We start from the raw sequence: 25,539 nt of genomic DNA, 5'->3' as shown, positions 1-25,539 counted from the left end.
CACATGGGAGAGTTTTTGGATGAGCAATGCGCCAGTTGATACCGGTCGCCGCAGATTTCTTACCTGGTCAACGGTCGCCGTTGGTGGGGTAGGAGCTGCTTTTACCGCAGTGCCGTTTATTAAGTCATGGAACCCGAGTGCCAAAGCCAAAGCGGCGGGTGCTCCGGTAGAAGTGGATATCAGTAAGTTGGAACCAGGCCAGCTCATCCGTGTTGAGTGGCGCGGCAAGCCGGTTTGGGTGGTGAAACGCACCAAGCAGACGCTGGATGCCCTGGCCGCGCACGACGACAAGTTGCGCGATCCGGCTTCCGACGAGCCCCAGCAACCCGACTATGCCCACAACGGTTACAGGTCCATCAAGCCGGAGATCTTCGTGGCCGTTGGTATCTGCACTCATCTGGGCTGCTCCCCCTCCTATCTGCCGGACAGCTTTGGCGAGCAGGTGCAGGGCGTGACCTCAGGCTTCTTCTGCCCCTGTCATGGCTCCAAGTTCGACATGGCTGGTCGAGTGTTCCAGGGGGTGCCAGCACCCTTGAACCTGGTCATTCCGCCGTACAAATATCTTAGCGACACCACCATCCTGGTCGGTGCCGATGGCAAGGAGGCCTGACCATGTTTGCCAAACTGATGGGCTGGATTGACTACCGCTTTCCGCTCACTGCCATGTACAACGACCACATGGCCAAGTATCCGGCGCCCAAGAACCTGAACTTCTGGTACTTCTTTGGCTCGCTCGCCATGTTGGTGCTGGTCAACCAGATCATCACGGGTATCTGGCTGACCATGAACTACAACCCCTCCGCCGAAGGTGCCTTCGCCTCCGTGGAGTACATCATGCGGGATGTGGACTACGGCTGGTTGCTGCGCTACATGCACTCTACCGGTGCGTCTGCGTTCTTCATCGTGGTCTATCTGCACATGTTCCGTGGCATGATCTACGGCTCCTACCAGAAGCCGCGCGAGCTGCTGTGGATCTTCGGCATGTTGATCTTCCTCTGCCTGATGGCGGAAGCCTTCATGGGCTATCTGTTGCCGTGGGGCCAGATGTCGTTCTGGGGTGCCCAGGTCATCATCTCGCTGTTTGGTGCCATTCCGGTCATCGGCGACGATCTGACCCTGTGGATCCGCGGTGACTACGTCATCTCCGGCGCTACCCTGAACCGCTTCTTCGCGCTGCACGTCATCGCCCTGCCGCTGGTACTGGTGATGCTGGTTGCCATGCACATCCTGGCGTTGCACGAAGTGGGTTCCAACAACCCGGACGGCATCGACATCAAGAAGCACAAGGACGAGAACGGCTGGCCGCTGGATGCGGTGGCATTCCACCCCTACTTCACCGTCAAGGACATGATCGGGGTTGCAGGCTTCCTGTTCCTGTTCTGCGCCATCATCTTCTTCAAGCCGGACATGTGGGGTTATTTCCTCGAGAAGCCGAACTTTGAAGTGGCCAATGGTCTGAAGACCCCGGCGCACATTGCCCCGGTCTGGTATTTCACCCCCTTCTACGCCATCTTGCGGGCGGTGCCTGACAAGCTGCTGGGCGTCATCATGATGGGGCTCTCCATCGTGGTGCTGTTCCTGCTGCCCTGGCTGGATCGCTGCAAGGTACGTTCGGTGCGTTATCGCAGTACCCTGCACAAACTGAACATCGCCCAGTTCGTGGTCTGCTTCATCATTCTCGGGGTGCTCGGCGTTTTGCCATCGACTCCGACCCTGACGCTGATCGCCCAGATCTGTACCCTGGGTTATTTCGGGTTCTTCGTCCTGTTGTTCTTCTACAGCAAGAATGAAAGCACCAAGCCGCTGCCGGAGAGGGTGACATTTAAATGAAAAGAATAATTTTTGCAGTGCTGACCCTGCTGCCGTCGCTGGTGTTTGCCAACACCGGGGCTGTGCACCTGGACAAGGCCAACTACGACCTGAACGACAAGGCGTCGTTACAGCGTGGTGCGGCAACCTTCATGAACTATTGCTTTGGCTGTCACAGCACCCAGTACCAGCGTTACAACCGGGTGGCGGTAGACATCGGTATTCCGGAAGATCTGATGGCGGCCAACCTGATCGTCAATGGTGCCAAGATCGGCGATCTGATGGAAAACTCGGTGCCGGACAAGGATGCGGCCAAATGGTTTGGCGCCCCGCCCCCCGATCTGACCCTGGTTGCCCGCGTACGTGGTGCCGACTGGATTTACACTTACCTGCGTTCTTTCTACGTGGATGAGACCCGTCCGTTTGGCGTGAACAACGTGGTATTCCCGTCCGTGGGCATGCCCCATGTGCTGGAGCCGCTGCAAGGCACGCCCCGCGCCGAGTTCGCGACCTACACCGTCGACGGAGTGGAAGTACAGCAGGTTGTCAGTGTCAAATCTGACGGCAACGGTGAAATGAATAACGAAGAGTATGATCAGACGGTACTGGATCTGGTAAACTTCTTGGTCTACTCGGCTGAACCGGTACAACAGGAGCGCGAACGCATGGGCTTCTGGGTACTTGGCTTCATCGTGATCTTCTTCATCTTCACTGTGCTGTTGAAGAAGGAATTCTGGCGCGACGTTCACTAAGCGACCAGATCCGGGTAATATAATGCACGGCAATGAAGACCAAGAGGCTTCATTGCCGTTTCTGCTTTTTAATGACGGGAGGGTTCAATGGCTGTAGCTGCCAATAAGCGTTCGGTAATGACGCTGTTTTCCGGTGCCAACGATATGTTCAGCCATCAGGTGCGCATTGTCCTGGCGGAGAAGGGTGTTAGCGTAGATATCTGCCAGGTTGACCCAAGCAACCTGCCGGATGAGCTGGCCGAGCTGAACCCCTACAACACCGTACCGACCCTGGTCGATCGCGAGCTGGCGTTGTACACCTCACGCATCATCATGGAGTATCTGGACGAGCGCTTCCCGCACCCGCCCCTGATGCCGGTCTACCCTGTGGCCCGCGGCAACAGCCGTCTGATGATGCATCGTATCGAGCTGGACTGGTATTCTCTGGCCGACAAGATCATGGCGGGCACCGACGTGGATGCGGCGCGTGCCGAACTGCGGGACAACCTGCTGGCCATCGCGCCGATCTTCGGTGAAATGCCCTATTTCATGAGCGAAGAGTTTGGCCTGGTCGACTGCTACATGGCCCCGCTGCTGTGGCGTCTGCCGAGCCTCGGCATCGACTTCACCGGTCGTGGCGCCAAAGAGCTGAAGGCCTACATGGTTCGTCTGTTCGAGCGCGAGTCTTTCCAGGCTTCCCTGACTGAAGCCGAGCGCGAGATCCGTGCCGGCGTATGAGCATGGAACCGACAATGACACCCAGTCGCCCGTACCTGCTGCGGGCGTTCTTCGACTGGTTGCTGGACAATGACCTGACCCCGCATCTGGTGGTCAACGTCAACATCCCTCATGTGATGGTGCCGATGCAGTTTGTCCAGGATGGACAGATAGTGCTGAACATCGCCCCCCGTGCGGTAGGGCAGTTCCACATGGACAATGAGGCCATCAGCTTCAGCGCCCGTTTTGGTGGGGTCTCCCAGCAGGTTTACATCCCGATGGCGGCCGTATTGGCCATCCATGCCCGGGAAAACGGCGTGGGTACCCTGTTCCCGCCCGAGCCGGGTTATGATCTCTGGCTGGAGCAAGCCGAGGCGCCGGTGGAACCCGAGCCGGAACCGCCGCGTCCGAGCGGTCGTCCGACCCTGAAGGTCATCAAATAAAAAACGCAGCCAGTTGGCTGCGTTTTTTTATGCCGAGCGTCGGTGGTCAGTGCTAGTTCTGGGCGAACTCGAAGGCCTTGATCACGCGCTTGACGCCGCTGACGTGACGGGCGATCTCGACGGCGTGATCCCCTTCTTGGCGGGTCACCAGGCCAATCAGGAACACCTCGCCATTCTCGGTAACCACCTTGACCTTGGCACTGTCAAAATTCTTGGCGCCCAGCATGTCTGCCCGCACCTTGGAGGTGATCCAGGAGTCGTTGCTGCGAACCCCTATGCTGACCGGCTGGCCGAGGCGCAATTCGTTGTAGACGTGGCGCACTCCCTCGATGCGGGCGACTATCTTGCCAGCTTCGAGCTTGTAAGCGTCAGAAGGTGTCTGGCCGACCAGCAACACGCGGCCGTTGTTGCTGTAGACGCTGATCTTGCTGGCCGCGCTGAGCGGCTTGTTGTCAGCCAGCAGGTTGGCCGCTTTCAGCTCGATAGCCTGATCGTCCCACTGGGCGCCCAGGGTGCGACGATCGCCGGAGGCTTTGGCGGTGCCGGCGGCACCGCCAACCACTACGGCCGCGCAGCCTTGCAGCAGCAGGGTGCCGGCCAGCAGGCCGAGCAGGAGCATTTGCTTGTTCATGGTTTCAATCTTCCTGTTGCGGGAAAAGAGTCTGGTCGATGAGATCACACAGGCAGTGCAGGGTCAACAGGTTCACTTCCAGAATGCGGGGTCGACGAGCCGACGGCACCCGGATCTCCACGTCGTTGGGGCCGAGCAGGCCGGCGATTTCGCCGCCGTCGCCACCACCCAGCACCACTATGGTCATGTCGCGGGAGAGGGCTGCCTCGGCTGCCTTGATCAGGCTGCGGCTGTTACCCGTGGTGGTGATGACCACCAGGATGTCGCCGGGCTGACCGAGCGCCCGGATCTGCTTGGCATACACCTCTTCAAAACCGTGGTCGGTGGCGATGGCGCTGATGGTAGCCATGTCAGGAGTCAGCGCCATGCCGGGCAGGGAAGGGCGTTCGGTTTCGTAGCAGTTGACCAATTCCGAGATGAACAGCTGGGCCAGCGCTGCGGAAGGACCGTTGCCGCATGCCATCACCTTGTGGCCATTGAGCAGACAGATGGTCAGCATCTGGGCTGCGGTATGGATGGCATCCGGCAGTGCCTCGGCGGCGGCTATCTTGGTCTGGATGCTCTCGGTGTAGTTCTCTTTGATGCGGTCAGTCATGGGGTCCTCTTAAAATGCGTTCTGGATCCAGTCTGGCTGGTCGCCCTCGAACGCGATCACATCGAATCGGCAGGCCTGGCTGGCCTCGTTGATGGCATGTTGCTTGAAATAGTGGCGCGCTGCCAGCACGATCTTGTGCTGCTTGCGCCGGGTGACCGAAGCGGCGGCGCCGCCATGGCTGGTCTGGGCGCGGTAGCGGACCTCAACAAACACCAGGGTCTCCCCCTGGCGCATGATGAGATCGATCTCGCCGCCCCGGCAGCGGTAGTTGCGGCTCACGGGTTGCAGGCCGCGGGCCTGCAACCAGCGCTCCGCTAGCTGCTCAAAGTGCTGTCCCTTGCTCGGTGCTGACGGGAACAGGTTCTGCCACTGCTGGTGCATCCGTGCCAATAGACCCTTCATGGGGGGCTCCCTCGAGCTGAGGCATGGCACTGTCGCTGACCAGCTTGCCGTTCTGGTAGGTAGCCCAGTCCAGTACCCGCACTATGTTGCCGCTGGCATCCACGCTCAGCTGGCCGCTCATGCCAGGCTGCTGCATGGCATTGACCTTGCGCATCTGCTGCAGGTTTTCCGCCAGTGCCACGGCATCGTAGCCCAGCGCGAACAGACGCAGCAGGTCACCCTGGGTTTGCGGCCAGAGCAGGGCGATCTGTTCGCGCTGCTTCTCGTAACCCCCCAGCAGCAGCGGCATGTCGGAGATATGCATGCCGTTGAGCTCGGAAGCCACTTCGGTGGTGGCGCTGTCATAGCTGCGCGAGCTGCTGTAGATCGGCAGGCTGCCCATCGGATTGACCGAGATGTCCACATACGGCTTGATCATCCGGGTCTCCAGGCTGTTGGCGACCACATAGACCACGTCGATGCTGCGCGGCGCCGTGTCAGCAAGCTGCACCACTTCGCCGGCCCGGGCGGTGGAGCGACCGCTCAGGGCGTTCTTGACCATGCCCTGCACTTCGTTGCGAGCGCCGAAGGTGGCGACGACCGGCTTGTCCTGGCTCACGGTGGCCCAGGCCTGTTCGAACGCCTTGATGCTGCCATAACCGATCCGCCCCTGGGCGGCGATCAGCAGCGGCTTGCGATAGCCCTGACCGTAGAGGTACTGGGCGGCCTGCGCTGCATCGGCGGCGGCGGAGAGGGAGAAGTAGAAGGTGTTGTCATTGACGATCGGCTTGTCCAGTTCGTTGAGAGCCAGCACCGGCACGGTCGGATTGGACTTGAGCAGCTCCTCGACCCGGTCCTTGAGCAGCGGGCCGATGATCATGTTGGCCCCTTCCTGAATCGCCTGTTTGTAGAGCTCGCCCATCGACTTGGTCTGGGTGTCGTAGAAGTTCAGGGTGAACTGGCCCTGATTCTCCTTGTAAGACATCAGCATGCCGTTGCGGATGGCGGCGCCCTGCGGTTCCAGATTGCCGGAGAGCGGCAGGAACACGGCGATCTGCTGCAGGGTATTGATGTTGCTGGTCGCCAGATCGCCCAGACCCGCTGGCATGTCTTTCTGGGCAGGGTGGTTCGGGAAGGCCTGCTTCCAGCCAGCGAGCTGGCGTGCCAGCTGATTGGGCTGGGCGCCGAACTCGTTCACCAGCGCCGCCAGTCGCAGCCAGCCGGTAGTCACGTCGGGAGCCGGCGCCTCTTCCAGTGCCTGCAGGGTGGAGGGGGTCATGCTTTTGAGCAGTGACCAGATTTGCTGGTGATTGGTGGCCAGCTCGTTCTGGGCCAGATAGGGCTCCAGCAGGATCAGCGACTTGGCGGCCCCGAACTTGTTGTTGATATCCAGTTGCAGCACCACCCGCTGGCGATACCAGTCCTTCTGGGTATCGGCATCCAGCGCCACCTCGGGCTTGCCCTCCAGCAGGATCAGCGCCTGGTTGGCGTTGCCCTGGGCGAGCAGCAGGTGAGCCTGCAACAGTTGCAGCTGGGCCTTTTGCTCGGCGCTCTGACCCTGCTTCTGCAGTTGCTGGAACAGGGCCGCAGCCGGCTTGGCCTGACCGAGCGCCAGATAGCTGCGCGCCGCCATCACCTGCCAGGTGAAGGCTTCGGCCGGCTTGGCCGGATCCACCTGCGCCAGATACCACTGGGCATTCTTGGCCAGATCCGAGAAGGCCGACGGCATGCCGGATTGTCCGGCTGATTGATTGGGCTCCGACGCACAGGCGGCAAGCAGTACTGCCGCGAGTAGGATGCCGAAGAGTCGTGATACACTTAGCTGCTTTGTAACCCGGTTCAAGTTCATTCCCCGACCAGTGTTGAAATTCTCCATAGTGTAAACGGGCCAATATGGCGACACAATTGTCGGGACACTCGGAGCTCCCATGAGTGACATCCCAACCCTGTACATAGTCCCCACCCCGATCGGCAATCTTGCTGACATTACCCAGCGTGCATTGGACATTTTACGCAGTGTCGATCTGGTGGCTGCCGAGGATACCCGCCATACCGGCATCCTGCTCAGCCACTATCAAATCTCGGTGCCCACCTTCGCCCTGCACGATCACAACGAGCAGCAGAAGGCTGACGTGCTGATCGGCCGGATAAAAGAGGGCAAGAGCGTGGCCTTGGTCTCCGATGCCGGTACGCCACTCATCAGCGACCCCGGTTATCACCTGGTCACCCGTTGTCGCGAAGCCGGGGTCAAGGTAGTGCCGCTGCCCGGCCCCTGTGCCGCGATCACGGCGCTGTCCGCGGCCGGGCTGCCCACCGACCGGTTTGCCTTCGAAGGTTTTTTGCCTGCCAAGAGCAAGGGCCGTGACGACCGTTTGCAGGCGGTGATCGAAGACACTCGCTCACTGGTGTTCTACGAATCCCCGCGCCGGGTGCAGGACACGGTGGAAGCAATCGCCCGCATTCTCGGCGAACGCCAGGTGGTGGTGTGCCGCGAGCTGACCAAGACCTTCGAGTCGATCCACGGTCTGCCCGCCTCCGAGATGCTGGTCTGGCTGGGCGAAGACGAAAATCGCTGCCGCGGCGAGATCGTGCTGGTGGTTGCGGGTGCCAATAAAACGGAAGAGGATCTGCCGGCCGAGGCGATCCGCACCCTGGGACTGCTGGTGGCCGAACTGCCGCTCAAAAAAGCGGCCGCGCTCACCGCCGAGATCCACGGGGTGAAGAAGAACGCGCTCTACAAGTACGGTCTCGAGCACTATTAATCGTTGTAAACGGGAATTGCCGGTTTACCCCGTGGCTATCGCAAGGCTATAATCCGCGCCTCGGAGTTGGCTGGGCAATCGCTGCTTCGTCGTTGTGTCCCTCGGGACAGACGGGCGGAGGGGAGGAAAGTCCGGGCTTCATAGGGCAGGGTGCCAGGTAACGCCTGGGGGGCGTGAGCCTACGACCAGTGCAACAGAGAGCAAACCGCCGATGGCCCGCAAGGGATCAGGTAAGGGTGAAAGGGTGCGGTAAGAGCGCACCGCGCGACTGGTAACAGTTCGTGGCACGGTAAACTCCACCCGAAGCAAGACCAAATAGGCCCCTATTGGCGCGGCCCGCGTTGGGGGCGGGTAGGTTGCTTGAGCCAGCGAGCGATTGCTGGCCTAGAGGAATGATTGCTACCCGGGGCAACCCGGTACAGAACCCGGCTTACAGGCCGACTCCGACCTATTCAAGGTATGCAAATACCAACCAATCCCGGCACCTTCTGGTGCCGGGATTTTTATTATGGAGTTGCGGGCCTGGTGCGTGGCGCCTTTTAGGGTTTTGTAATAAAGTTCTCGCCCATTCTGGTCGCTCTAAGTCGGCTGGACTATCTGTACCGATCACATGGCTGGCCTGATAGACGCCTTTGTGGCTGTAAGGTGAAATAAGAATGGCTAAGGTGGATTTTGAATGTCATCAAGCGGCGTAATGCTCACACCTTCCCGGTTGCTCTGTGCACAGCGGGGCAAAACTCTTCCCCATTACGATCTTCTTGGTATTGAACGTGCCGACCAAGAACGACTCAAACAAATCAATGCCCTGTTGGGAACCTTTTCTCTGCAAGCGGCAGGGTGTATGGCCCAGCTTTTCAATAGCGCGGATTGTGAACTGAATTATCAGGAGTTCACCGTGCTGGCATCCCCCGAGCATGACGACGGTCTGATCTGGGTTGAAGCTCGCAGTGCACTCGATGTGCATCGGGTTGCCTATTTTTCTATCTCGCCGGCCGTCATATATCGCCTGGCCGTGCTCTTTTTTGGTGGTGCGTTGCGCGACCAGAGCGAGGCTCCCTCCCATGGTAAAGGGCTGACCGATACCGAGCAGCGGCTGATGCAGCGTCTTTGCCAATATCAGGTCGACATCTGGTCTTCATGTCTGGGATTGGGCGATCTTGATTGGCAGCTGACCCTGATTACCCGCGATGCATTACCGCAATCACGGTTGTGGATGGCAGAGGCCAACCTGACCGTGGGTAGTTTTGCCCATGATTGGCGGCTCTGGCTGGTACCACCTGCCGAGAGTAACGGTTGCTCTGTGGGACATGATTTGCAGGATGGTGCATTGGAGCAGGCATTGACACATGTGCCAGTGCGGCTGCGCGTGGTCATGGGACAACTCTCCATGACACTGGCCGATCTGGAGTGCCTCAAGGTAGGCGATGTGCTCTCGCTGGATCTACCGGAGGTAGTTCCGGCCCTGATTGGCAATCGTTCCTGTTTCAGCGGACGAGTCGCCGAACATAAAGGCAACCTGGTCTATCAGGTCGCGACAGTTGTAGAGGAATAATCACATCATGAACGAGCACAATATGAACGACCCGCTGGACCTGGATGGACTGGATCAACTGTTTGGTGATGATATCAGCATGCCGAGTGCCGCCGATTACATGTCCCCCACCAGTAGCAGCAAGCAGCGTGATCTCTCCTTTTTTCGCCAGATCCCGGTCAAAGTGACATTGGAAGTGGCCAGCACCGAAGTGCCTCTTGGTGATTTGATGCGTATTGAAGAGGGGGCCGTGATCGAGCTCGACAAGTTGGCTGGTGAACCGCTGGATGTTCGAGTCAACGGCCGATTGCTTGCCAAGGGGGAAGTGGTCGTGGTCAACGGCAAGTATGGCCTGCGTCTGGTAGATGTGATCGACACCAATCTGCTGGGTGGCATGGACGACTGATGCGCCATCTGCTGTTTGCTCTGCTGCTATTTTCGCTGCCCGGCTGGGGAGCGGATATGACGCTGTTCTCAGTACTGCCAGGGGCTGGTGGCGGTGAGGACTACAACATCAAGTTGCAGATCCTTTTCTTCATGACCCTGTTGGGATTGCTGCCGACGCTGTTGCTGATGATGACGAGTTTTACTCGTATTATCATAGTGTTGGCAATTTTACGGCAGGCGATGGGATTGCAGCAAAGCCCGCCTAATAGGGTGTTGATCGGCATCAGCCTGATCCTGACGTTGGTGATCATGCGTCCGGTCTGGACCGATATGTATCAGAACGCGTTTGTTCCCTACGATCAGAACGAAATTACCTTGTCGGAAGGGCTGGCCCGGGCTGAAAAACCGCTGCGTCACTTTATGCTGGCCCAGACCCGGGAGCCGGATCTGGAGCAGATGCTGCGGATCTCCGGTGAGCCCACCACCCTCAGCAAGGCCGACGTCCCGTTTGGTGTCTTGTTGCCGGCGTTTGTGCTGAGTGAACTGAATACGGCATTCCAGATCGGATTCATGTTGTTTATCCCCTTTCTGGTGATCGATTTGGTGGTGGCCAGCGTGCTGATGGCGATGGGGATGATGATGTTGTCCCCTCTGATCATTTCGTTGCCATTCAAGCTGATGGTGTTCGTGCTGGTAGACGGCTGGTCGATGACGGTCGGTACGCTGGCGGCCAGCTTTGGCGGGGGAGGCTGACATGACGCCGGAGCAGAGTGTTGCGCTGGTTGGCGGTGCCGTCAACCTGGTCGTGGTGATGGTGTCGGTGCTGATTGTTCCCGGCCTCATCATCGGCCTCATCGTCAGCGTGTTCCAGGCCGCAACGCAGATCCAGGAGCAGACCCTCAGCTTTCTGCCTCGTTTTTTGGTCACCCTGATGACGCTCATCTTTACCGGAAACTGGCTGCTCTCCCAAATCACCACCCTGTTCCACGATCTGTTTTTGAAGATACCCGGACTGATCGGATGAATTCTCTGCTGTCCCTCAGCGCAGCCGACCTGACGGCCTGGTTGGGGCAGTGGTGGTGGCCGTTTATCCGGATCGCCACCGCCTTCTGGGTGATGCCCATCTTCGGTGATGGCCGATTGCCGCCTCAGGTTCGTCTATTTCTTGCCTTCATCATCAGCCTGCTGCTGGCGCCCATGCTCAAGGGCATGCCCGTGGTTGACCCTTTCAGCACGGGCGCGCTGGTGCTGACCATAGAGCAGTTATTGTTTGGACTGCTGTTCGGGCTTTGTGTCCAGATGCTGTTCATGATCATGACCATGGCCGGTCAGATCCTCTCCATGCAGATGGGTCTGGCGATGGCGGTGATGAATGATCCCAGTAACGGAGATACGGCCCCCATCGTCAGCCAGCTGATGCTTATCTTCTGCTCATTGCTGTTTCTCGGTCTGAATGGGCACCTGGTCACGCTGGACGTGCTGGTGCAGAGTTTGCGGAGCTGGCCGCCCGGTTCCTCGCTCGATCTGCTGGATATGAAGGGCGTCATCGGTCTGTTTGGCTGGAGTATCGGAGCCGCCCTGATCCTGACTCTGCCAGCCGTGGTTGCCATGTTGATGGTCAACCTTACCTTCGGGGTGATGAACAGAACCGCCCCTTCCCTGAATATCTTCTCGCTGGGCTTTCCGATGACACTGATGCTGGGCCTGCTGACCATGGCCATTTCCATCAGCGGCGTGCCGGCTCGTTACCTTGATCTGGTGACCTATGTGCTGGAACAGCTCAGGGCATTGACACCTTCATGAGTCAGAACAGCGCTCAGGACAAAACCGAAGAGGCCTCTTCCCAGAAACTGCGCAAGGCACGGGAAGAGGGGCAAATTGCGCGCTCAAAGGAGCTGAGCTCGGCCGGGCTGCTGTTGCTGGGGGGGCTAGCCATGCAATGGATGGTGCCCAGCTTCGGTAACTTCTTTGCCGAGTTGATGAAACGCCCCCAGCGTTTCGACTGGCAGGGGGCTCGGGATCCCCAGATGATGCTCCACTGGACGGCAGAAGCCCTGCTCAGCATGTTGTGGGTATTGCTGCCTCTGTTCGGTTTTCTGGCCCTGCTGCTGGTGATGCTCAGCATTGTTCCGGGTGGCATGGTACTGACCTGGAAGAAACTCCTGCCCAGTGCGGAAAAAATCAATCCGCTCAAAGGGCTTAAACGGATGTTCTCGTCTCACAGCATGATGGAGTTGCTCAAGTCGGTGCTCAAGATCCTGCTCATTGGTTCGACGCTGGCCTTGATGTTGCAACACCAGTGGCCCTTGCTGATGATGATGAACCGCATGCCTCCCCAGGCTGCGATGGAGCAGGCGCTGCGCATTCTTTCGCAGGCATTTATTTTGCTTGGTTCCGTGCAGATGCTGATTGCCGTGCTGGACGTGCCCTATCAGCGCTGGTCGTTGAACAAGCAGTTGCGCATGACCAAGCAGGAGGTCAAGGATGAGCACAAGAATAGCGAAGGCAGACCCGAGATAAAGGCCAAGATCCGCCAGGTTCAGGGGATGCTTGCCAGGGCGCGCATTGAACAGCGTGTGCCGCAGGCGGATGTGATCATCGTCAACCCGACCCATTATGCGGTGGCCATCAAGTATGACCCTGCCCGGGCCAATGCACCTTATGTGATTGCCAAAGGGGTCGACGGCATGGCGGAACGGATCCGCCAGGTCGCAAAGCAGCACGACAAGATGGTCATGAGTCTGCCTGAGCTGACCCGGGCCATTTACTACTCCACCCGGGTGGACCAGGAGGTGCCGGCAGGCCTCTATACCGCGGTCGCCTATGTGCTGAACCATGTATTGCAGTTACGGGCCTATGCGGCTGGCAAGGGGAAAAAACCTAATCCTCTTGCGCCTTTGCATGTGCCGCCCGAGTTACGTCAACCTGAGAGGTAAGTTGTGAACTGGCGTGTATTGACCAAATCCTATACCGCGATCCCCATGATGCTCCTGGCCATTCTGGCCATGATGATCCTGCCTCTGCCGGGTTGGCTGCTGGATGCTCTGTTTACATTCAACATAGTGTTGGCGGTGCTTGTGTTGCTGGTTTCCGTCTCGGCTCGTCGACCACTCGATTTTTCCGTGTTTCCGACCGTGCTGCTGGTTGCCACCTTGATGCGACTGTCGCTGAACGTCGCTTCTACCCGGGTGGTGTTGCTGCATGGTCATGAAGGGCATGAGGCCGCAGGCAAGGTCATTCAAGCCTTTGGTGAGGTGGTGATTGGCGGCAACTATGTCGTCGGTCTGGTGGTCTTCGTGATCCTGATGATCATCAACTTCGTGGTGATCACCAAGGGGGAGAGCGGATCTCCGAAGTATCCGCCCGTTTCACCCTGGATGCCATGCCGGGTAAACAGATGGCGATCGATGCCGATCTCAATGCTGGGACCATGGATCAGTATCAGGCGCGAGCAAGGCGTGATGAGATCGCGAGGGAAGCGGATTTCTACGGTGCGATGGATGGAGCGTCCAAATTCGTGCGTGGTGATGCCATTGCCGGTCTGCTGGTACTCATCATCAACCTGGTTGGCGGTTTGGCCATCGGTATCTTCCAGCACTCTCTGCCAGTTGCTGAGGCGTTCCAGAGCTATGCACTGCTCACTATCGGTGATGGTCTGGTTGCCCAGATCCCCTCCCTGCTGATGTCCACTGCGGCGGCCATCATAGTGACCCGGGTCAGTGATGAAGGAGAGATGTCTGATCAGGTGGGTCAGCAGATCCTGGCATCGCCCCGGGTAATCTACACTGCGGCTGCCATCATGCTGATCCTGGGTCTGGTACCCGGTATGCCCATGCTGGCATTCCTCAGCTTCGCGGCCGTACTGGCCTGGGCTGGCTGGAGCGTGAGCAAGCGTCGGGCCAATGAACCGGATCTGGATGCCGCGCAAGAATTGACTCGTCAGCTGGTTCAGCCGGAACCGCAGGGGCTGGAGTGGCAGGATTTGCTGCCGGTGGATGCGGTTGCCATTGAACTGGGTTATCGACTGGTACCACTGGCTGAGGCCGACAAGGGGGCAGAATTGCTGGCTCGGGTGCGGGGCATTCGTAAAACCTTGTCAGAGCAGTATGGTTTTCTGCTGCCCGAAATCCGGGTACGTGACAACCTGCAACTGCAGCCGGATCAATACCGGATCAAGCTGTCAGGTGTAGGGCTGGCGACCGGTAACGTGGATTGCCAGCGACTGATGGCGATCAGCAGTGGTGAAACCTATGGTGCGCTGGACGGTGAGCTGACCCAGGATCCGGCCTATGGCATGAGTGCAGTCTGGATCTCGCCTGAGAACAAGGCCAAGGCGCTGAACCTGGGCTATTCGGTGGTCGATTCTGCGACAGTCATCGCCACTCATGCAAGCAAGCTGCTCAGGGAGCAATTGGATGGGTTGTTCGGTCATGACGAGGTCGGCAAGCTCGGCCAGCACCTGGCTACCCAGTCTCCCCGTCTGGCGGAAGAACTGAATCTGGCGCTGACCCAAATGCAGCAATTGCGAGTTTTTCGTCAACTGCTCAAGGAGCAGATCAGCCTGACCGATATCCGCACCATTGCCACTACCTTGCTGGATGCGAGTGAGTTAACCAAGGATCCGGTTCTGCTGGCCTCCGATGTGCGTTGTGCGCTCAAGCGCCAGATTGTCAGACAGGCCATCGGCAACCGGGATGTACTGGCCACCTTTACGCTGGATGATCGGCTGGAGCAAACCTTGCTGGCGGCCATGAACCAGTCCCAGCAGCAAGGCAAGATCCAGCTGGACAGTTTTCCGGTTGATCCCCAGTTGCTGGCGCAATTGCAGCAAAACATGCCGCTGGTGAAGGAGCAATTGCAACAGCAGGGACATGCTCCCGTGCTGGTGGTCATGCCTCAACTTCGCCCCCTGATGGCACGTTATGCCCGTTCATTTTCAAAAGGCCTCAAAGTGCTCTCTTATAATGAAATTCCGGAGGATTTACGGGTGGAAGTTATTGGTACCTTGGGCTGAAGCGGAACTGCCATGTTAATGAACTGACGGGAAGATGATATTCCGCATATCTACTTGAATTGTCATTGGAAGCCGTTATGATGTGACTGTTTTTGACGCACTTGATGTTAAAAATAAATAACAAATATAACAATTCACATGTGCCATGCAGCTCCCACCGAATAGGTGGTGCTGCCTTGTCCCAATACGGACAGTCGCATGATAAAGGCAAACTGAACTGAAAAGTCAGGACGCAAAGCCTCCGGTCTAATAGCAGGAATGCTAATGATAGCGGGGTTACCAAGGCCATTGTCACCGCCTTGATATCACTTCTCACCCAATAGATGACGTCTTTTTTGGCGCCTTTTGGGGATGGTGCGCTTTTATTTTTGACACATCAGTTCTGTTGATTGGTTTGTCCACAATCACGGGTTCGGGTTCCTATGCTTTCGGATTTATCTACTAAAAAAAACTCAAGGCCAATCGCTATTGAGAGTGCTCCCCATTTGTTATTGATTGGCTCTTCGTTATCAAATGGAAACGATATTGCAGGAATATTGTTGGCCCATGGCTATAACATTTCCTGTGTTGATTCCATCAGCAAATCAAAATTAATTCTCGCTGATAATTCAGTTAATCTGATCCTGCTCGATATGGATGCCATGACCGAAGCCGGTCCGCAATTGGTACATGATTTCAGTGGTACTGATTGCCTGGTGTTGGTCAACGAACATCAAGCCTATCTTGCGGCGGAAGCGATGCGGGCGGGGGCCATCGACTACATCATCAAACCCTTCAGTGGCCAGCAGATGGTTGATGCGGTGAAGGGGGCGCTGCGTTTGCGTCAATCCATTCCCAATCTGATCGCTGTCTCCGCCATGAGCCTGCAGGTACTGCAACTGGCCCGCCGCGCGGCCAAGACCCCTGCCACCATTCTGATTGGTGGTGAGTCCGGTACCGGCAAGGAGCGATTGGCCCGTTATATCCACGATATGTCCAGCCGGTCCGGTCGACCATTCGTTGCCATCAACTGCGCAGCTATCCCCGAATCCATGCTCGAGTCCATTTTGTTTGGTCACAATAAGGGCGCGTTTACCGGTGCAACGGGAGCCCAAGCCGGGAAATTCGAGCAGGCCCAGGGAGGCACGCTGTTGCTCGACGAAATCTCCGAACTGCCGTTGACGCTGCAGGCAAAATTGCTGCGGGTCTTGCAGGAGAAAGAAGTTGAACGGCTCGGCAGCCACCAAACCATTTCGCTGGATGTCCGGATCATCGCTGCCAGCAACAAGGATCTACGTACCCTCGTCACGGCAGGTCAGTTTCGGGAAGATCTGTTTTACCGCCTTGATGTGTTGCCCATGAGCTGGCCTGCATTGCGCGAGCGCCCCGACGACATATTGCCGCTGGCGGAATACTTCATTGAACGGCATGCCCCGCAGCAGGGCTATCGCCTCAGTGAAAATGCGCGCAAGCAACTGCTGACATACGGCTGGCCCGGCAATGTCAGGGAGTTGGACAATGTCATACAACGTTCATTAATCATGGCTCGCGGATTGCATATTCAGGCCGTCGATTTGATGCTGCCCAGTTACACCATTGAATCCGACGATGCGTTGCCGGAAGTGCTTTCCGCCCCGGAAGGGCTGAGTGAGACTCGCCGCTACGCAGAATTTCAATTTGTACTAGAGACCTTGCGCCGCTTTCGCGGCCATCGGACCCGCACGGCTGAAGCCCTTGGGATGACGACCCGGGCACTGAGATACAAGCTGGCGGCCATGCGTGAGCAGGGCATAGATATTGAGCAGCAGCTTCAAAACTAAGGGATAAACCGAGTGAAGATTGAAATGATGTCATCACAGGTGACGCTCTTGCAGCAGATGCAGGAGATGCAGCGAGTCGCCAGCCAAACCCCTGTTATCGAATCAAATGATGTCTCGAACGTATCATTCGGTGACGCCATGCGCGATGTGGTTGGCCGGGTCAACGAACAACAAAATATCGCCTCACGGCTGATGACTGCCGTGGATGCGGGTCAGAGCGATGATCTGGTTGGTGCCATGGTCGCCAGCCAGAAAGCGGGCCTCAGTTTCTCCGCCCTCATGCAGGTGCGAAACAAGCTGATGACCGGTTTCGACGACATTATGCGTATGCCACTCTGAGGTAAGTGATGACTGAACTGGTAACGTCCCCGCAAGGGGCTTCGGATTCCTTCAGAACACGCGTCCAGGAGGGGTTGCGCAACTGGCGCAGTCTGTCCCGTGACAACAAATCCATCCTGACCATAGCGCTGCTCGCCGCCATCGTGGCGGGCACCATCGTGGTGATCCTGTGGACCTCCAGCAAGAACTACGTCCCTCTTTACGGCAAGCAGGAGTTGTATGACACGGCCAACATCATGGAGATGTTGGAAAAAGAGCAGGTGCCATTCAGGCTGGAGAAGAGCTCCGGTCAGATCCTGGTGCCAGAAAATCAGCTGGCCCATGTGCGCATGGCGCTGGCGGCCAGAGGGGTAAGGGCCGCCATGCCCGCTGGTCTGGAAGGACTGGACAATGTGACCGGCCTCGGGACCAGCGAGTTCATGGAGGGAGCCCGTTACCGGCATGCGCTGGAAGGGGAGCTGGCGAGAACCATCATTTCTCTGGATGCGGTGCGCAGTGCCCGCGTGCATCTGGCGATCCCCAAGCGGACACTGTTCGTCGGCCGGGATGAAGAGAAGCCCAGTGCGTCCGTCATGCTGGACCTGCAGCCTGGTCAGGCCATGGAGCCTGGACAGGTTGAAGCGATCGCCAACCTGGTCGCTGGCAGCATCTCCGGCATGAAGCCGGGGGCGGTGACCATAGTGGATCAAGCTGGTCAGCTGCTGAGCGCCGAACTGGGAGACAAGGCTGGCTTTGGCAAGCAGAGCGTGCAGCAGATGGAGTATGTACGCAAGCTGGAGCAGTACATCCGTCAGCGCGCCAACGACATGCTCTATCCCATGCTGGGCACCGGCAACTTCAGGGTACAGATTGCTGCCGACGTGAACTTCAACGCGGTAGAGGAGACCCAGCAGCAGCTGGATCCACAGGGCGTGGTCACCAAGGAGTCCAGCAAGTCGGACAAAACCATCGATGCGTTGGCATTGGGGATCCCCGGCGCCTTGTCCAATCGCCCGCCCGAAACGACGCCCAAGACTGAACAACCAGCCCAGAATCAGGGGGCGGCCAGTGCAGAAGCCCAGAAGAACGATTCTCGTACCGAGCGCCAAGAGGTCAACAAGCAGTACGAAAACAGCCGCACCATAGTGCACACCCGCTACCAGCAGGGGCGTTTGGAGAAGATGAATGTCTCCATCTTGCTGAACCAGCAGAGTGCCCCCAAGGGTGGCTGGAATGAGCAGCAGCTGGAGCAGATCCGGCAGATGGTGGAACGTTCGGTGGGGTTTGACGATACCCGTGGCGATCAGATCAGCCTGCAGGTATTCGATTTTACCGGAGCTGTGCCGATTGCTCCGCCCGAGTCGAGCTGGTGGGAAACCCCGTACTGGCAGGATTCTCTGCGTTACCTGGTGGGCGGCCTGCTTGGCCTGACGCTGGTGTTCTTCGGCATCAGACCGTTGGTCAAACATCTGGTGCGTACCCAACAATTGCCTGAGGAAACCGCGACCGAGGAGCAAGATGAGCCGCTGGAACCGACTGTGGGTCTTTCCATGCGTCGGGATGATGATACGGCTCTGGCTGCCCCCGCGATGGGCAATGGTTTGATCCGCTCTGACAACCAGATGGAACCGCAGTTCTCCTCGCTGGATCTGGAGGCTTTGCCAGAGCCTGGCTCCGAACTTGAAGTACAGCTCAAACACCTGCAACTGCTGGTGGAAAAAGACACGGCGCGTGTCGCGGAAGTGGTCAGATCATGGGTGAGTGGCAATGAACAACGTTAACCTGAACCAAAACGCCGTCGACATCGACATCGACAATCTGGAGAAGGCCGCGATTCTGCTGCTGAGCATGGGGACCGAGGCCGCCGCCAAGGTGATGCAAAAGCTGTCCCGTGATGAGGTACAACGACTTATCTCCAAGATGGCCGGCCTGTCTGGGGTCAGTTCGATGGAAGCCAAGTGGACGCTGCAGCAGTTCTTCAATCAGTACCGTGAACAGAGCGGCATTGGCAGCGCCTCACGCGAGTATCTGGAACAGACGCTGGATCTGGCGCTGGGTCAGCGCCTCTCCCGCAGCCTGCTCGACAGCCTGTATGGCGACGTGATGAGCCAGGACATCCAGCGTTTGCAGTGGGTGCCTGCCGAGGTGCTTGCCCGTTTCTTCCACAATGAACACCCACAGATGCAGGCCGTGTTGCTGGCCTTCCTGCCCCCGCAGACGGCATCCGCCGTGCTGGATGCTCTGCCGGGTTCGGTGCACGACGATCTGCTGGTTCGTGTCGCCAGTCTCAACAGTGTCAGCGAACACGTGCTGGGAGAATTGCGTCTGACCCTGGACCGTTGTCTGGCTTATGTTGCCGATCAGTCGGGAGCCAAGGTCAACGGGGTGCGCCAGGTGGCGGACATTCTGAACCGCTATCAGGGTGACAAGGAGCAGATGCTCTCTCTGCTGCGCGAACACGATGGCGACATGGCGCTGGAAATCGAGAAAAACATGTTCGACTTCATGGCGCTGCGTCGTCAGACCGACGAAACCCTGCAGCGTCTGGTGCAGGAGCTGCCAGGCGATCTGCTGGCGTTGGCACTGAAAAATACCGAGGCCAGCTTCCGCAAGGTGGTGCTGGGAGCCATGCCGAAGCGGATGGCACAGGCGCTGGAAGCCCAGATCCAGGGACAGGGCAGTGTCTCCTTGCGCAAGGTCGAACAGGCCCGCGAAGAGGTGATGCAGCTGGTCCGCGAATTGGTGGAGCAGGGCGAAGTCGAATTCCAGTTATTCGAAGAACCCACCGTCAATTAACAGGAGGCGTCCATGAGCCACAGTGTGCGCAAGCTGGCGGCGGGAGCCACCCGCCTCTACCGTTTTCCGTCGTTGGGACAGAGTGGAGAAGAGGCACAGAGCCAGCAGGAACAATTCGAATTCGGCTATCAGCAGGGGTTGGAACAAGGCCACGACGAAGGGTATCAGTCAGGATACCAGCAGGGCCTGACCAGCGGTCTGGTGGAAGGGGAGGCGAAGGGGCTGCAACAAGGGCAAACCCGCGGGTTTGCCCAGGGACTGGCAGAAGGGCGAGCCTCTTTCGATCAGGCCATGGTGCCGTTTGCCAAATTGCAGGCGCAGTGGGAATCCCTGACCCGCAGTCGAATGCAGGAACAGAAGGAACTGGTTGCCCAGCTGGTTGCCCAGGTGGCGAAGCGGGTGATCCAGGCCGAATTTACGCTCAATCCGCAACAGGTACTCAAACAGGTAGAACAGGCATTGGCGAGCCTGCCTGCCACCTCGGAAGAGCTGGTGATCTATCTCAGCGAAGGGGATCGGCAGCGACTGGCAGAGCAGGGGGTGACCCGCTGCGAGGGGTGGCCATTGCAAGTGGACCCGGCACTGGGCATAGGCGATGCACGCCTGGAGACCCGGGCGGCGGTCATAGAGGTCAACACGAGCGAACGTCTTGCCGCCTGCATGGAGCAGCTCAACAGCACACTGGAATTGCCCCAGGATGCATGAAGCCCTGCAACAGGCGCTCACATCGGCGCTGTACAGCTTTGACGATGTCCCCGGCTTTCGCCGCTATGGTCGGCTGGTGCGGGTGACGGGGCTGACGCTGGAGGTGGTGGGCTGCCAGCTGGTGATGGGTCAGCGTTGCAGGGTCGATACTGCGACAGGCACGCCATTGCTGGCTGAAGTGGTGGGCTTCAACCGCGATGTCTCCTATCTGATGCCGCTGCAACCGATGGGCGGTCTCTATGCCGGAGCCCGGGCTCTGCCCATCGACGGAGAAGAGACGATTCGGGTCGGTGAACATCTGCTGGGTCGTGTCGTCGATGGCCTGCTGCAGCCACTGGATGGCCGGCCGCTGCGCGATGAGGGGGAGCATGTGGCGCTGTTCTCTTCCCCCCCGAACCCTTTGCTGCGTACACCGGTTCGCGAGCCGCTGGATGTTGGCATCCGTGCCATCAACGGTTTGCTGACCGTCGGCAAGGGACAGCGGTTGGGCCTGTTTGCAGGCTCGGGGGTCGGCAAGAGTATGTTGCTCGGCATGATGACCCGCAATACCACCGCCCAGATAGTCGTCGTCGGCCTGATTGGTGAGCGGGGACGTGAGGTGCGCGAGTTCATCGAGCACAGCCTGGGGGCGGAAGGGCTGGCTCGCGCCGTGGTGATAGCGGCGCCGGCAGATCAGTCACCACTGATGCGGCTGCGGGCGGCTCAGCTGTGCCACCGTATCGCCGAGTACTTTCGTGAGCAGGGTCAGGATGTGTTGCTGTTGATGGACTCTCTGACCCGCTATGCCCAGGCCCAGCGTGAAATAGCCCTGGCAATAGGGGAACCGCCCGCGACTCGAGGTTATCCACCCTCGGTATTCAGCATGCTGACCCAGCTGGTGGAACGAGCCGGTAATGGTACGCACCCGGATGGTTCCCTGAGCGCCTTCTATACGGTGCTGGCGGAGGGGGATGATCAGCAGGATCCGGTGGTGGATTCGGCTCGCGCCATTCTGGATGGTCACATAGTGTTGACTCGCAGACTGGCGGAGGAAGGTCACTATCCGGCCATCGACATTGGTGCCTCGGTCAGCCGGGTAATGCCGCAAGTGGTGCCCACCGAGTGGCAGCAACTGGCCGTCACGTTGCGTCAACTGTGGGGCCGTTATCAGCAGGTGCGTGAATTGCTGCCGCTAGGTGGTTATCAGCCTGGCGCCGATCCCCAGATGGATGAAGCCGTGCAGCGTTATCCAGCCATTGCCGCCTTCCTGCAGCAAGGCATCCACGAAGAGACCCCCCTCGCTCAGGTCACCACCGGGCTCCGACAAGTGCTCGGAAGGCAATAAGGGGCTACCGTGCTGAAGTCTTATCTTGGTTTGCAGCAGGATGCGCTGGAAAACATGGGCAAGGAGCGCCAACGACTGCGGGAGGATGCCATGCGGGAAGAGCTGCGGGCATTGCGGTTGCAGGAGGTCATTGGCTCATTGCACTGTGGTTCGGCAACTTTTCACCCTCTGTTGTGGCAGAACAAGCATCAGATGGATGGTCAGCTGCGGCAACTGCTGACCCATCAAATGCAGCAGTCTGCTCTGGCCAGACTCGATCTGGAGCGACACGAGGGAGAGGTGCTCAAACAGTTTGGTCGGGTCAAAGGGTTGGAACTGCTGTTGGATAAACGTGAACAGGCACAGCAGCGGCAGCTGGAGTCGCGCGATCAGCGCCAGCTGGATGAGCTGGCCAGTCTGCGGCATCGCATGATGAAAGGGGAGTAGGGATTAATCCGGAAAGCGTTCCTGCTGCCCATAAGCGGGTTCCTGACCCAGCAGCGTATTGATGGTTTCTATCTGGCCGGCCAGCAAGCGGCCGTTAAGCTCGTTCTGACGCAGACATTGCTGCAACAGCTGTTCCAGCTGCAGCCACTGCTTGGCAACATTGTGTTGCAGGTTGGCGGGCAGTTTTTCGATGAGTGCCGCCATCCCCTTTTCATCAGGCTTCAATCCCAGCGCCAGCAGATGCTGACAGCGTTGTTGCGCCTGTTGCTGCACCTGCATCATCAGTTGTGTTTGCTGCTGATTATGTTCAGCCAGCGCGTCGACGTCGTGAGCTGCCAGCAGACTGTGCTGGCGCAGCAGCAGTTGTTGCAGGGCGACATAGCGGGTGCCGTCTTGCTGAATGCCCAGGATCAGCTCTTTGACCCTCTGTTTAGCGTCCATGCTCATCGACGATGCATGTCCAGAATGGCCTGACCCAGCGCATCCATGTCGAGTTCGAGCTTGCCCTCGCTGATGGCCTGGCGGATCCGGTTGACCTTGTCCATGTCCACGTCGGAAGTCGTAGCCAGCTCGGCCCTCGCCTGATTCACGAACTGGGCGGTGGTGCTGATCTGGGCATCAGCCTGGCTGGCGCGTGGCTGCGACGGGGTGGATGGCGCTTCCTGCTTGCGTTGCAGCTGGGCCTGAACATAGAGCGGGTCGGTGCGTGTGATCTTCATAACGTCAATTCCTGATGGTCTATCTATGACAAGCGACCCAAGGTCGATGTAACTTAAATCAAACCCGTGCTTTGCGTTAAAAACGGGTTTCAACTTCTCCCTTGTCGATCACCCAGGCCTGGATTTCCTTGCCTGAACTCAGATTTTTCACCCGAATTCCCTCGCCGATGGCCCCGTTCGCCAGGGCTCGGCCCCGCGTTGTGGCGGAAAATCCATCTTGGCCAGCCCGGATCAACACCCCTTCACCTTCCCGTATGGCCCAGGCTTTCTGCAAATCCAGTTCGCCAATCAGCTGACCCATCCGCAGGTTGCGGTTGCTCTTGCTGCCCACCAGAGACTCTGAGGTGGGCACAAAGCCACGTTGCAACCGGCTGACTTCAAGTGATTTCTCAATCAGATCGCCCGGTCGGATGACATGGCCTCTCGGCAGCTCCTGTGCCGTCACCCAGACCGGCAGCATCAGTGTCACCTCGACCCTGGCCCTGACCTGCCAGGCCGGGTCGACACACTCTGCCAGGTAGGGGCGCCGTCCCCAGGGCTGACGGTACTGACCGCCGGCCTGCAGGCGGATAGGTTGCGAACAGTCCGGCAGATGGGTGACTGCCGGGGAGATCCAGACCTGATATTCCGCTTCGGGCGCTGGCCAGCCCTGCTGCTGCAGATAGGCATGCAGGGCCTGGCTGGCATCCTCCTGCAACAGCGCTTCAAGCTGCCGGGTCAGGGCGGTTGGCTCGGCCAGCAGTTGCCATGACAGCAGCCACAGAGCCAGCAGGTTGCTTCGCTTCCATACGGGAAACAGTGCTTCCCCTTTTATCCGTGTTATCAGCCACTGTTGACGCTGTAACCAGCGGAAATAAAGGTTCTTCATGGTTGGCATGAGTCTTGATAAAGAGTGCACCGGTCTGACTGATTCATAGAAGGATGAAGCATGAGTATCTCATTTGACAGCGCTTTGGGTGTACACCCTTATGCCCTCGATGTGCGGGCGGATCGGGCGCGTATCCTGGCAGGCAACCTGGCCAATGTAGATACCCCAGGTTATCTGGCCCGGGATGTCGATTATAAGACGATTCTGGGGCGTGTCGCGCAGCAAGTTGCAGCGGGTGACGAGAGTGCCGCCATTGCACAGGGCAGCATGGCCAATGACATGCAGCATCCTCTCTATCGTATTCCCTATCAGGTATCGATGGATGGCAATACCGCCGAACTCAGCGTCGAGCAGAGCAAGTTTGCCAACAATGCCACTGATTTCCAGACCAGCCTCACCTTTCTGAATATGAAAATTACCGGGATCGCCAAGGCGATCGAGGGCCGCTGATCATGTCGTTCAACCGCATCTATGACATTGCCGGTAGTGCAATGCGAGCACAAACCGTTCGCCTGGACACAGTTGCCTCCAACCTGGCGAACGTGGACAGTGCCGCGGGCAGTGAAGAGGCTGCCTTCCGTGCCATCAAGCCGGTGTTCTCCACCCTCTATCAGCGGGTGCAGGATGCCGAGTCGCTGGGATCGGCCCAGGTGCAGATTGCCGGCATAGTGCAGTCGGATCGTCAGGTCGAGAAGCGTCTTGAGCCTACTAACCCTTTGGCTGATCAGGACGGCTTTGTCTACTACTCCAACGTCAACGCGGTGGAGGAAATGGCCGACATGATGAGTGCCTCCCGTGGTTTTGAAACCTCCGTCGAGGTGATCAACCGTATCAACAGCATGCAGCAGGGTCTGTTGCGCCTGGGTCAGGGAGTGTAAGTCATGAGCCTGCCTCAGGTAAGCAGTCTGGATACGGCCCGCAGCACCAGCCAGCGCAACACGACACCGGAGATTGCCCCCAATAACACGGCTGCTGGCCAAAATGCCCAGAGTGGTATGCAGTTGCGTAACGAATTCCTGCAGATGATGGTTGCCCAGATCCAGAATCAGGATCCCACCAACCCGCTGGATGGCGCCCAGTATGTTACCCAGTTGGCCCAGTTCAGCATGGTGGAAGGGGTGGAAAGCCTGAAAGTCTTGCAGCAGAAGTCTATCAACATGATGGATACCCAGCAGGTACTGCAGAGTACGGACCTGATCGACAAGGAAGTGATGGTTCCGAGCAAGACACTGACCAAGAGCGATGAAAAAGCGATCCGGGGGCAGGTGGAGCTGGCCGGTGCAGCCGATCAGGTTGAGCTCAAGGTGTATGACGAGCACGGCACCCTGGTTGCAACCAAGAACTGGGGTGAGAGCAAGGCCGGTGGCCTCGACTATGAACTGCCGCCTTTGCCTGCTGGTGAATACAGCTTCGAGGTCAAAGCCTCGCTCAACGGTGTGGCGACCACTACCAAGAATTATGTGGCCAGCACGGTAGAGCGGGTCACCCTGCCTGGTACAGGCGAAATCATGTTACAGGTGGCCGGAGTGGGCGATGTCCCTCTCTTCAGCGCCATCCAGTTCGGCAAATCGGCGTAATCAGAT

The 25,539-nt window shown here is 58.3% G+C and carries 29 protein-coding genes, 1 other RNA gene, 1 pseudogene and 1 riboswitch; of the genes and pseudogenes, 24 read left to right on the top strand and 7 right to left on the bottom strand.

Annotated features, from left to right (window positions below):
* Nucleotides 1–19: 19 nt before the first annotated feature.
* The 5 genes from petA to ACPDZI_RS19655 all read left to right on the top strand — a co-directional run bounded on the left by petA (nt 20) and on the right by ACPDZI_RS19655 (nt 3,700).
* On the top strand, nt 20–610 hold the full coding sequence (gene petA, locus ACPDZI_RS19675) for a ubiquinol-cytochrome c reductase iron-sulfur subunit (RefSeq protein ID WP_011707597.1): 591 nt from the start codon (nt 20–22) through the stop codon (nt 608–610).
* 2 nt (nt 611–612) lie between these two features.
* Nucleotides 613–1,830: a cytochrome b gene (locus ACPDZI_RS19670; RefSeq protein ID WP_011707596.1), complete on the top strand. Its 1,218-nt coding sequence runs from the start codon at nt 613–615 to the stop codon at nt 1,828–1,830.
* Entirely contained in the window at nt 1,827–2,561 is a 735-nt protein-coding gene (locus ACPDZI_RS19665) for a cytochrome c1 (RefSeq protein WP_438833649.1), read from the top strand. The genes ACPDZI_RS19670 and ACPDZI_RS19665 overlap by 4 nt, the downstream gene beginning before the upstream one ends.
* 87 nt (nt 2,562–2,648) lie before the next feature.
* Nucleotides 2,649–3,278, top strand: a complete 630-nt coding sequence (gene sspA / locus ACPDZI_RS19660; protein WP_011707594.1) for a stringent starvation protein SspA — start codon at nt 2,649–2,651, stop codon at nt 3,276–3,278.
* Entirely contained in the window at nt 3,275–3,700 is a 426-nt protein-coding gene (locus ACPDZI_RS19655) for a ClpXP protease specificity-enhancing factor (protein WP_017409380.1), read from the top strand. Before sspA ends, ACPDZI_RS19655 begins: the two co-directional genes overlap by 4 nt.
* Before the next feature lie 52 nt (nt 3,701–3,752).
* Here the strand turns inward: ACPDZI_RS19655 and dolP are convergent, their stop codons facing one another.
* The 4 genes from dolP to ACPDZI_RS19635 are packed head-to-tail and all read right to left on the bottom strand — an operon-like array spanning nt 3,753 to nt 7,036.
* Complete coding sequence (gene dolP / locus ACPDZI_RS19650) at nt 3,753–4,331, bottom strand: division/outer membrane stress-associated lipid-binding lipoprotein (RefSeq protein ID WP_024945441.1); 579 nt, start codon at nt 4,329–4,331, stop codon at nt 3,753–3,755.
* Nucleotides 4,332–4,335: 4 nt separating this feature from the next.
* Entirely contained in the window at nt 4,336–4,926 is a 591-nt protein-coding gene (locus ACPDZI_RS19645) for a D-sedoheptulose-7-phosphate isomerase (protein ID WP_005305871.1), read from the bottom strand.
* 9 nt (nt 4,927–4,935) lie between these two features.
* The gene (locus ACPDZI_RS19640) at nt 4,936–5,328 is read right to left on the bottom strand and encodes a YraN family protein (protein WP_080768849.1); all 393 of its coding nucleotides are present in this window, start codon (nt 5,326–5,328) and stop codon (nt 4,936–4,938) included.
* Nucleotides 5,249–7,036: a penicillin-binding protein activator gene (locus tag ACPDZI_RS19635; RefSeq protein ID WP_438833648.1), complete on the bottom strand. Its 1,788-nt coding sequence runs from the start codon at nt 7,034–7,036 to the stop codon at nt 5,249–5,251. Before ACPDZI_RS19635 ends, ACPDZI_RS19640 begins: the two co-directional genes overlap by 80 nt.
* A 199-nt stretch (nt 7,037–7,235) precedes the next feature.
* Here ACPDZI_RS19635 and rsmI point away from each other — a divergent pair, with 199 nt between their 5' ends.
* From rsmI to lfiJ, 16 genes and pseudogenes are all read left to right on the top strand, one after another.
* Nucleotides 7,236–8,069 carry a 16S rRNA (cytidine(1402)-2'-O)-methyltransferase gene (rsmI, locus tag ACPDZI_RS19630; RefSeq protein WP_242797286.1) on the top strand — a complete coding sequence of 278 codons (834 nt, stop codon included), beginning with the start codon at nt 7,236–7,238 and terminating at the stop codon, nt 8,067–8,069.
* Nucleotides 8,070–8,131: 62 nt separating this feature from the next.
* Nucleotides 8,132–8,518: RNase P RNA component class A (gene rnpB, locus ACPDZI_RS19625), an RNA gene on the top strand.
* A 227-nt stretch (nt 8,519–8,745) separates the two neighbouring features.
* Nucleotides 8,746–9,621 carry a lateral flagellar motor switch protein LfiM gene (gene lfiM / locus ACPDZI_RS19620; RefSeq protein WP_438833647.1) on the top strand — a complete coding sequence of 292 codons (876 nt, stop codon included), beginning with the start codon at nt 8,746–8,748 and terminating at the stop codon, nt 9,619–9,621.
* Nucleotides 9,622–9,628: 7 nt separating this feature from the next.
* Complete coding sequence (lfiN, locus tag ACPDZI_RS19615) at nt 9,629–10,006, top strand: lateral flagellar motor switch protein LfiN (protein WP_438833646.1); 378 nt, start codon at nt 9,629–9,631, stop codon at nt 10,004–10,006.
* Complete coding sequence (fliP, locus tag ACPDZI_RS19610; RefSeq protein ID WP_017409387.1) at nt 10,006–10,740, top strand: flagellar type III secretion system pore protein FliP; 735 nt, start codon at nt 10,006–10,008, stop codon at nt 10,738–10,740. The genes lfiN and fliP overlap by 1 nt, the downstream gene beginning before the upstream one ends.
* 1 nt (nt 10,741) lies before the next feature.
* Nucleotides 10,742–11,011, top strand: a complete 270-nt coding sequence (lfiQ, locus tag ACPDZI_RS19605) for a lateral flagellar biosynthetic protein LfiQ (protein ID WP_005305849.1) — start codon at nt 10,742–10,744, stop codon at nt 11,009–11,011.
* Complete coding sequence (gene lfiR, locus ACPDZI_RS19600; RefSeq protein ID WP_017409389.1) at nt 11,008–11,790, top strand: lateral flagellar biosynthetic protein LfiR; 783 nt, start codon at nt 11,008–11,010, stop codon at nt 11,788–11,790. Before lfiQ ends, lfiR begins: the two co-directional genes overlap by 4 nt.
* On the top strand, nt 11,787–12,923 hold the full coding sequence (gene flhB / locus ACPDZI_RS19595) for a flagellar biosynthesis protein FlhB (protein WP_039213938.1): 1,137 nt from the start codon (nt 11,787–11,789) through the stop codon (nt 12,921–12,923). Before lfiR ends, flhB begins: the two co-directional genes overlap by 4 nt.
* Nucleotides 12,924–12,926: 3 nt before the next feature.
* A pseudogene (gene lfhA, locus ACPDZI_RS19590) lies at nt 12,927–15,001 on the top strand (lateral flagellar biosynthesis protein LfhA).
* Between the two features lie 196 nt (nt 15,002–15,197).
* A riboswitch (cyclic di-GMP riboswitch) is annotated at nt 15,198–15,285 on the top strand.
* A 138-nt stretch (nt 15,286–15,423) separates the two neighbouring features.
* Entirely contained in the window at nt 15,424–16,800 is a 1,377-nt protein-coding gene (gene lafK, locus ACPDZI_RS19585) for a lateral flagellar response regulator transcription factor LafK (protein WP_438833645.1), read from the top strand.
* Nucleotides 16,801–16,812: 12 nt separating this feature from the next.
* Complete coding sequence (gene lfiE / locus ACPDZI_RS19580; RefSeq protein ID WP_017409393.1) at nt 16,813–17,139, top strand: lateral flagellar hook-basal body complex protein LfiE; 327 nt, start codon at nt 16,813–16,815, stop codon at nt 17,137–17,139.
* Nucleotides 17,140–17,156: 17 nt separating this feature from the next.
* Nucleotides 17,157–18,899 carry a lateral flagellar M-ring protein FliFL gene (gene fliFL, locus ACPDZI_RS19575; protein WP_438834596.1) on the top strand — a complete coding sequence of 581 codons (1,743 nt, stop codon included), beginning with the start codon at nt 17,157–17,159 and terminating at the stop codon, nt 18,897–18,899.
* Complete coding sequence (gene fliGL / locus ACPDZI_RS19570) at nt 18,886–19,914, top strand: lateral flagellar motor switch protein FliGL (RefSeq protein ID WP_438833644.1); 1,029 nt, start codon at nt 18,886–18,888, stop codon at nt 19,912–19,914. Before fliFL ends, fliGL begins: the two co-directional genes overlap by 14 nt.
* Before the next feature lie 12 nt (nt 19,915–19,926).
* Nucleotides 19,927–20,619 carry a lateral flagellar assembly protein FliH gene (gene lfiH / locus ACPDZI_RS19565; RefSeq protein WP_043163919.1) on the top strand — a complete coding sequence of 231 codons (693 nt, stop codon included), beginning with the start codon at nt 19,927–19,929 and terminating at the stop codon, nt 20,617–20,619.
* The gene (lfiI, locus tag ACPDZI_RS19560) at nt 20,612–21,943 is read left to right on the top strand and encodes a lateral flagellar FliI-like assembly ATPase LfiI (protein WP_438833643.1); all 1,332 of its coding nucleotides are present in this window, start codon (nt 20,612–20,614) and stop codon (nt 21,941–21,943) included. Before lfiH ends, lfiI begins: the two co-directional genes overlap by 8 nt.
* A gap of 9 nt (nt 21,944–21,952) precedes the next feature.
* The gene (gene lfiJ, locus ACPDZI_RS19555) at nt 21,953–22,369 is read left to right on the top strand and encodes a lateral flagellar protein LfiJ (protein WP_331414195.1); all 417 of its coding nucleotides are present in this window, start codon (nt 21,953–21,955) and stop codon (nt 22,367–22,369) included.
* Nucleotides 22,370–22,372: 3 nt separating this feature from the next.
* Here the strand turns inward: lfiJ and lfgN are convergent, their stop codons facing one another.
* The 3 genes from lfgN to lfgA all read right to left on the bottom strand — a co-directional run bounded on the left by lfgN (nt 22,373) and on the right by lfgA (nt 23,965).
* Nucleotides 22,373–22,810: a lateral flagellar protein LfgN gene (gene lfgN, locus ACPDZI_RS19550; protein ID WP_331414194.1), complete on the bottom strand. Its 438-nt coding sequence runs from the start codon at nt 22,808–22,810 to the stop codon at nt 22,373–22,375.
* Between the two features lie 2 nt (nt 22,811–22,812).
* Complete coding sequence (gene flgM / locus ACPDZI_RS19545) at nt 22,813–23,088, bottom strand: flagellar biosynthesis anti-sigma factor FlgM (protein WP_017782423.1); 276 nt, start codon at nt 23,086–23,088, stop codon at nt 22,813–22,815.
* 76 nt (nt 23,089–23,164) lie between these two features.
* The gene (gene lfgA, locus ACPDZI_RS19540; RefSeq protein WP_438833642.1) at nt 23,165–23,965 is read right to left on the bottom strand and encodes a lateral flagellar basal body P-ring formation protein LfgA; all 801 of its coding nucleotides are present in this window, start codon (nt 23,963–23,965) and stop codon (nt 23,165–23,167) included.
* Between the two features lie 51 nt (nt 23,966–24,016).
* Here lfgA and lfgB point away from each other — a divergent pair, with 51 nt between their 5' ends.
* Genes lfgB through ACPDZI_RS19525 form a run of 3 tightly spaced genes read left to right on the top strand, consistent with a single transcriptional unit; the run spans nt 24,017 to nt 25,533 of the window.
* On the top strand, nt 24,017–24,406 hold the full coding sequence (lfgB, locus tag ACPDZI_RS19535; protein WP_005305804.1) for a lateral flagellar basal body rod protein LfgB: 390 nt from the start codon (nt 24,017–24,019) through the stop codon (nt 24,404–24,406).
* A 2-nt stretch (nt 24,407–24,408) separates the two neighbouring features.
* Nucleotides 24,409–24,834 carry a lateral flagellar basal body rod protein FlgCL gene (flgCL, locus tag ACPDZI_RS19530; RefSeq protein ID WP_017409402.1) on the top strand — a complete coding sequence of 142 codons (426 nt, stop codon included), beginning with the start codon at nt 24,409–24,411 and terminating at the stop codon, nt 24,832–24,834.
* Between the two features lie 3 nt (nt 24,835–24,837).
* Entirely contained in the window at nt 24,838–25,533 is a 696-nt protein-coding gene (locus ACPDZI_RS19525) for a flagellar hook assembly protein FlgD (RefSeq protein ID WP_029304692.1), read from the top strand.
* The last annotated feature ends 6 nt before the right edge of the window (nt 25,534–25,539 follow it).

The organism is Aeromonas oralensis (genome assembly GCF_049665575.1).
Taxonomy (GTDB): Bacteria; Pseudomonadota; Gammaproteobacteria; order Enterobacterales; family Aeromonadaceae; genus Aeromonas; species Aeromonas hydrophila.
Note: the sequence above shows the minus strand (reverse complement) of the source record. Positions and strands in the feature narration are given on the sequence as shown.

Coding starts and splice junctions, on each gene's coding strand:
- petA (WP_011707597.1), top strand. CDS start 20: ATGAGCAATGCGCCAGTTGATACCGGTCGCCGCAGATTTCTTACCTGG.
- ACPDZI_RS19670 (WP_011707596.1), top strand. CDS start 613: ATGTTTGCCAAACTGATGGGCTGGATTGACTACCGCTTTCCGCTCACT.
- ACPDZI_RS19665 (WP_438833649.1), top strand. CDS start 1,827: ATGAAAAGAATAATTTTTGCAGTGCTGACCCTGCTGCCGTCGCTGGTG.
- sspA (WP_011707594.1), top strand. CDS start 2,649: ATGGCTGTAGCTGCCAATAAGCGTTCGGTAATGACGCTGTTTTCCGGT.
- ACPDZI_RS19655 (WP_017409380.1), top strand. CDS start 3,275: ATGAGCATGGAACCGACAATGACACCCAGTCGCCCGTACCTGCTGCGG.
- dolP (WP_024945441.1), bottom strand. CDS start 4,331: ATGAACAAGCAAATGCTCCTGCTCGGCCTGCTGGCCGGCACCCTGCTG.
- ACPDZI_RS19645 (WP_005305871.1), bottom strand. CDS start 4,926: ATGACTGACCGCATCAAAGAGAACTACACCGAGAGCATCCAGACCAAG.
- ACPDZI_RS19640 (WP_080768849.1), bottom strand. CDS start 5,328: ATGAAGGGTCTATTGGCACGGATGCACCAGCAGTGGCAGAACCTGTTC.
- ACPDZI_RS19635 (WP_438833648.1), bottom strand. CDS start 7,036: ATGCCGTCGGCCTTCTCGGATCTGGCCAAGAATGCCCAGTGGTATCTG.
- rsmI (WP_242797286.1), top strand. CDS start 7,236: ATGAGTGACATCCCAACCCTGTACATAGTCCCCACCCCGATCGGCAAT.
- lfiM (WP_438833647.1), top strand. CDS start 8,746: ATGTCATCAAGCGGCGTAATGCTCACACCTTCCCGGTTGCTCTGTGCA.
- lfiN (WP_438833646.1), top strand. CDS start 9,629: ATGAACGAGCACAATATGAACGACCCGCTGGACCTGGATGGACTGGAT.
- fliP (WP_017409387.1), top strand. CDS start 10,006: ATGCGCCATCTGCTGTTTGCTCTGCTGCTATTTTCGCTGCCCGGCTGG.
- lfiQ (WP_005305849.1), top strand. CDS start 10,742: ATGACGCCGGAGCAGAGTGTTGCGCTGGTTGGCGGTGCCGTCAACCTG.
- lfiR (WP_017409389.1), top strand. CDS start 11,008: ATGAATTCTCTGCTGTCCCTCAGCGCAGCCGACCTGACGGCCTGGTTG.
- flhB (WP_039213938.1), top strand. CDS start 11,787: ATGAGTCAGAACAGCGCTCAGGACAAAACCGAAGAGGCCTCTTCCCAG.
- lafK (WP_438833645.1), top strand. CDS start 15,424: ATGCTTTCGGATTTATCTACTAAAAAAAACTCAAGGCCAATCGCTATT.
- fliGL (WP_438833644.1), top strand. CDS start 18,886: ATGAACAACGTTAACCTGAACCAAAACGCCGTCGACATCGACATCGAC.
- lfiH (WP_043163919.1), top strand. CDS start 19,927: ATGAGCCACAGTGTGCGCAAGCTGGCGGCGGGAGCCACCCGCCTCTAC.
- lfiI (WP_438833643.1), top strand. CDS start 20,612: ATGCATGAAGCCCTGCAACAGGCGCTCACATCGGCGCTGTACAGCTTT.
- lfgN (WP_331414194.1), bottom strand. CDS start 22,810: ATGGACGCTAAACAGAGGGTCAAAGAGCTGATCCTGGGCATTCAGCAA.
- flgM (WP_017782423.1), bottom strand. CDS start 23,088: ATGAAGATCACACGCACCGACCCGCTCTATGTTCAGGCCCAGCTGCAA.
- lfgA (WP_438833642.1), bottom strand. CDS start 23,965: ATGCCAACCATGAAGAACCTTTATTTCCGCTGGTTACAGCGTCAACAG.
- lfgB (WP_005305804.1), top strand. CDS start 24,017: ATGAGTATCTCATTTGACAGCGCTTTGGGTGTACACCCTTATGCCCTC.
- flgCL (WP_017409402.1), top strand. CDS start 24,409: ATGTCGTTCAACCGCATCTATGACATTGCCGGTAGTGCAATGCGAGCA.
- ACPDZI_RS19525 (WP_029304692.1), top strand. CDS start 24,838: ATGAGCCTGCCTCAGGTAAGCAGTCTGGATACGGCCCGCAGCACCAGC.